The organism is Jannaschia seosinensis (genome assembly GCF_001408515.1).
GTDB classification, from domain to species: Bacteria; Pseudomonadota; Alphaproteobacteria; order Rhodobacterales; family Rhodobacteraceae; genus Jannaschia; species Jannaschia seosinensis.
Genome location: NZ_CYPR01000068.1, coordinates 1 through 3,233 on the forward strand (window position 1 = coordinate 1; position 3,233 = coordinate 3,233).

Consider the following 3,233-nt stretch of genomic DNA (forward strand, 5'->3'; position numbering starts at 1 on the left):
CAGCCACTGGCGCGCACATCCTGCGGCAGTACAAGAAGCGCTGGCTCATCGAGTGCCTGTTCGCCGACAGCAAGACGCGGGGGCTGAACCTGGAGGACACCCGCCTGACGCTCGCGTCCAAGTTGTCTCTGCTCATCGCCATAACCGCTATTGCCATCGCCCTCATCTGCCGTGCTGCAGCCCAGCTCATGGGACACAAATACCCCGCCCGGAAGAAGCACGGATACTGCTCGAAATCTTGGTTCCGGACCGGCTTCGATGAGGTCCGACGATGGATGCGGTCCGGTCCCGAAAGCCCTCTCGTCGCCCGAAATCTCGTCGTCCCGAGACGGCTGCGGGTGGGAGTCGTGTAGTCTGGCCTTCTCGTGAATTATCCGGGTTAACACCTTGCGCTCCAAGACAGATGCTTCCCTCGGGAGCCGAAGCTGCCTTAAAGCAGATCGACCCGGACGTGCTGATCGCGCGCAAGCGCGTAGGACATTCCCAGCATGACGATAATCGCCAGCAGGTGCCATTGAAGCTCGGTCAGCCCATTCAAGTTGAGCTGTGTGCCATAGAGCGGCACTTCTGTCTGCCAGGTTGCGATCTGACCGACCTTGAGCAGTAAACCCACGATAGCGGCCAGCGCGAGCAGGATCATGGGCAGCAGCAGGCAAGCTGCGGCCCGGCCGGGTCAGAGAGGAACGCGACTGCATAGGGGCCTCAGTTCGCCGCCGGTGCCGGCGGGATCTGCTGCAGGTCGTCCCAGACCTGTGCTCGGACCATGTAGTGCTGGATCGATTGGTAGGCTTCGGCGATGACTTCATCGTTCGCGGCAGCCTCTTCGAGGATCCCGGTCGAGGCTTCGCGTAGCGCGGCTAGAACCTTGTCCGGGAACCGCTTCGTCTTGACCCCCTGTTCGCGGAACTCCTTGATGGTCTCGCCCTGTGGCGCCGGCGCGGCGGCCAGAGACCACATGACTGTGGCCTTGCAGGCAACGAGAATCTGCTCCTGCACCTCCTCACCAAAGTCGTTCCACACATCCATGTTGACAATCAGCGTGTTCCAGCTTGCCGGCTAGTGCCAGCCAGGGTAATAATAATACTGGCGATTTTCGGGAAGCCGAGCGACTGACCGGCCACTGGCAGTGAGACTTCGGTGGCGTCGATGCGGCCACGTTCGAGAGCAACGTAGAGTTCGCCGCGCGGGACGAGCTGTGTCGACGCACCGAGCTTGTTCAGCACTTGACCGCCCATGCCGGAAATCCGCATCCGCAGGCCCTGCAGTTCCTAGACCGAGTTGATCTTCTTGTTGAACCACCCACCGGGTTCCGGCGCGGTGATGTGGCAAGGCAGCATTTTGATGTTCAGCGGGTCCTAGGCTTTCTGGACGATTTCCATGCCACCGCCTTCCCACATCCAGCCGGTGAACAGGGCCGGCCCCGGGCCGAAAGGCATGGCACCGGCGAGCCCCGCAAGAGGGATCGTGCCGCCCCAGTAACTCATGAAGTCTCAACCTGCCGGGATCGCGCCCGAACTGACCTGATTGAGAACTTCCAACGCTGGCATCAGACCGCCGGCGCCATGGACGCGAAGCTCCACCTCGCCGCCAGTGGCGGCGGCAATTTTCTCGTCCAGCACCTCAGCGCCTTCGCCGAGAAACGGCATGTTCTTGGGGAACGTGCTCGCCATATCCAGTGTCTCGGCCTGCACAAGGCCGCACGAAGCGGCCAAAGCGGCTGCCGATAGGGTCGCGGTCAATCTCAAGACATGTCCTCCCATGTCTTCCGCGCCGGGGCATGCCCCTCGCGAACCTGATCCCTCATCGCCCGGCTCCCTTCCGGGCGAGGCGTCTCCTGCGTCAGCGGCCGGCTTGACTTCCGAACAGCCGCTCCGCAATCTTTGATCGCAGATAAACCGCAATGGAAGAAATGGCGGTCCAAGGTATCTCTCGGGGCTCAATTGACGGCGGTATCACGCCGCTTCAGCGGGAAAGCTTTCAGCAGCAGATTTACAAAAGACTGCGTAATCCCCTTATCGCCGGGTCATTCTTTCCTGGAGAGGCCGTCTCGAGCCGCGGCCTTGCGCAGGCGCTGGACGTCAGTGCCATGCCGGTGCGCGAGGCACTGACACGGCTCACTGCCGAGGGTGCGCTGGAGCTGACCAACAGTCGTACGCTGCGGGTTCGCGTTCTGACACCGGACGATTTCGACGAGGCCACCGCCATCCGGCTCGACCTCGAAGCCATGGCCGCCATACGCGCCGCCGGTCAGGCCACAGGCGAGGACGCGGCCGCAGTGCGGCGACTGCATCGCGACCTGATCGCCGCCGCCGAGAGCGTCGATGCCGACCGTTATCTTTCGGCTAACGCCGCCTTTCATTCGGGCATCTACACCGCAGCGGGATGGCCGCTGCTCCTCGGTATGATCCAGCGCCTGTGGCTGATCGTGGGTCCCTCGATCCGCTCAAGCGTTCCCGATCGGCAGCACATGGCCACGTCGATGCAGTTCCACAATGCGGCGGCCGAGGCGATGGAGGCTCGTGATGCGACGACCCTGCGCAGCGCAGTTGTCGACGACATCCGTACGGCTGCGATCAACATCCGCGCCTCTCTGGCCGACGAAGCCGGCGAAACGACCTGACGCGACCCCGAGGGAGAAGACGAAACCATGAGCATTCTCGCGTCCCTGACGCCCCCCAAGGGTCTGCGCGTCCTGATCACCGCGGGAGCGGGCGGCATCGGCCAAGCTATCGCCCGCGGCTTTGCCGAAGCCGGCGCCCGCGTGCATATCTCCGACGTGGACGCGGCCGCCGTGGATGCGGTCACCGGTGGTCAAATTACCGGTACTGTACCCTCAGGTCTGGAAATTCGCTTGAGACGCGGGGCGTGAGCTCGTGCTGGGGCGCCCCCCAGCACGAGCTGCCCATTCTGATATTCCATGGAGTTGCAACACAACCATGGAGAAGAACGAATGGACAGGCGGAAGGATACGGCGCTTGAGGCGGTCTTGGAACAGTTGATCGAGCACGGGCCCGGCGAGATGGCCTCGGTGTTCGCGCGGGCTTTCGAGCTGGCGATGCAGATCGAACGGGAGCGGTTTCTCGGCGCGAGCCATTATGAGCGCACGCCCGAGCGTCACGGCTATGCCAACGGCTACAAACCCAAGCGGATCGACACGCCTGCGGGCACGGTGAGCGTGCAGGTGCCCAAGACTGCCGGGCATGGGGAAGAGCCGTTCTATCCGCAATCCCTCG

8 protein-coding genes and 1 pseudogene are annotated in these 3,233 nt (G+C 63.1%); 4 read left to right on the plus strand and 5 right to left on the minus strand.

Annotation, left to right across the window (positions count from 1 at the left end; all coding sequences use genetic code 11):
• Window positions 1–353 (plus strand): annotated as a pseudogene (locus JSE7799_RS20930) (IS4 family transposase); the annotation flags it as partial.
• A gap of 77 nt (window positions 354–430) precedes the next feature.
• Here JSE7799_RS20930 and JSE7799_RS06085 read toward each other — a convergent pair.
• The 5 genes from JSE7799_RS06085 to JSE7799_RS21570 all read right to left on the minus strand — a co-directional run bounded on the left by JSE7799_RS06085 (window position 431) and on the right by JSE7799_RS21570 (window position 1,745).
• Window positions 431–640 (minus strand): hypothetical protein, encoded by a 210-nt coding sequence (locus JSE7799_RS06085; RefSeq protein WP_245624815.1) that lies wholly within the window; start codon window positions 638–640, stop codon window positions 431–433.
• 62 nt (window positions 641–702) lie between these two features.
• Window positions 703–1,026, minus strand: a complete 324-nt coding sequence (locus tag JSE7799_RS21965) for a type 2 periplasmic-binding domain-containing protein (protein ID WP_275934885.1) — start codon at window positions 1,024–1,026, stop codon at window positions 703–705.
• An 8-nt stretch (window positions 1,027–1,034) separates the two neighbouring features.
• A complete protein-coding gene (locus JSE7799_RS21970; RefSeq protein WP_275934886.1) occupies window positions 1,035–1,250 on the minus strand; it encodes a hypothetical protein in 216 nt (71 codons plus the stop codon).
• A 105-nt stretch (window positions 1,251–1,355) separates the two neighbouring features.
• Window positions 1,356–1,484, minus strand: a complete 129-nt coding sequence (locus tag JSE7799_RS21975) for a hypothetical protein (RefSeq protein WP_275934887.1) — start codon at window positions 1,482–1,484, stop codon at window positions 1,356–1,358.
• 6 nt (window positions 1,485–1,490) lie between these two features.
• On the minus strand, window positions 1,491–1,745 hold the full coding sequence (locus JSE7799_RS21570) for a hypothetical protein (protein ID WP_245624816.1): 255 nt from the start codon (window positions 1,743–1,745) through the stop codon (window positions 1,491–1,493).
• 155 nt (window positions 1,746–1,900) lie between these two features.
• On the opposite strand from JSE7799_RS21570, the gene JSE7799_RS06095 reads away from it, so the two are divergent.
• From JSE7799_RS06095 to JSE7799_RS06105, 3 genes are all read left to right on the plus strand, one after another.
• Complete coding sequence (locus JSE7799_RS06095; RefSeq protein ID WP_245624817.1) at window positions 1,901–2,620, plus strand: GntR family transcriptional regulator; 720 nt, start codon at window positions 1,901–1,903, stop codon at window positions 2,618–2,620.
• Window positions 2,621–2,647: 27 nt separating this feature from the next.
• A complete protein-coding gene (locus JSE7799_RS06100) occupies window positions 2,648–2,869 on the plus strand; it encodes a hypothetical protein (RefSeq protein ID WP_055662832.1) in 222 nt (73 codons plus the stop codon).
• Between the two features lie 81 nt (window positions 2,870–2,950).
• A partial coding sequence (locus JSE7799_RS06105; protein ID WP_222101717.1) for a transposase occupies window positions 2,951–3,233 on the plus strand: 283 nt, incomplete at its 3' end.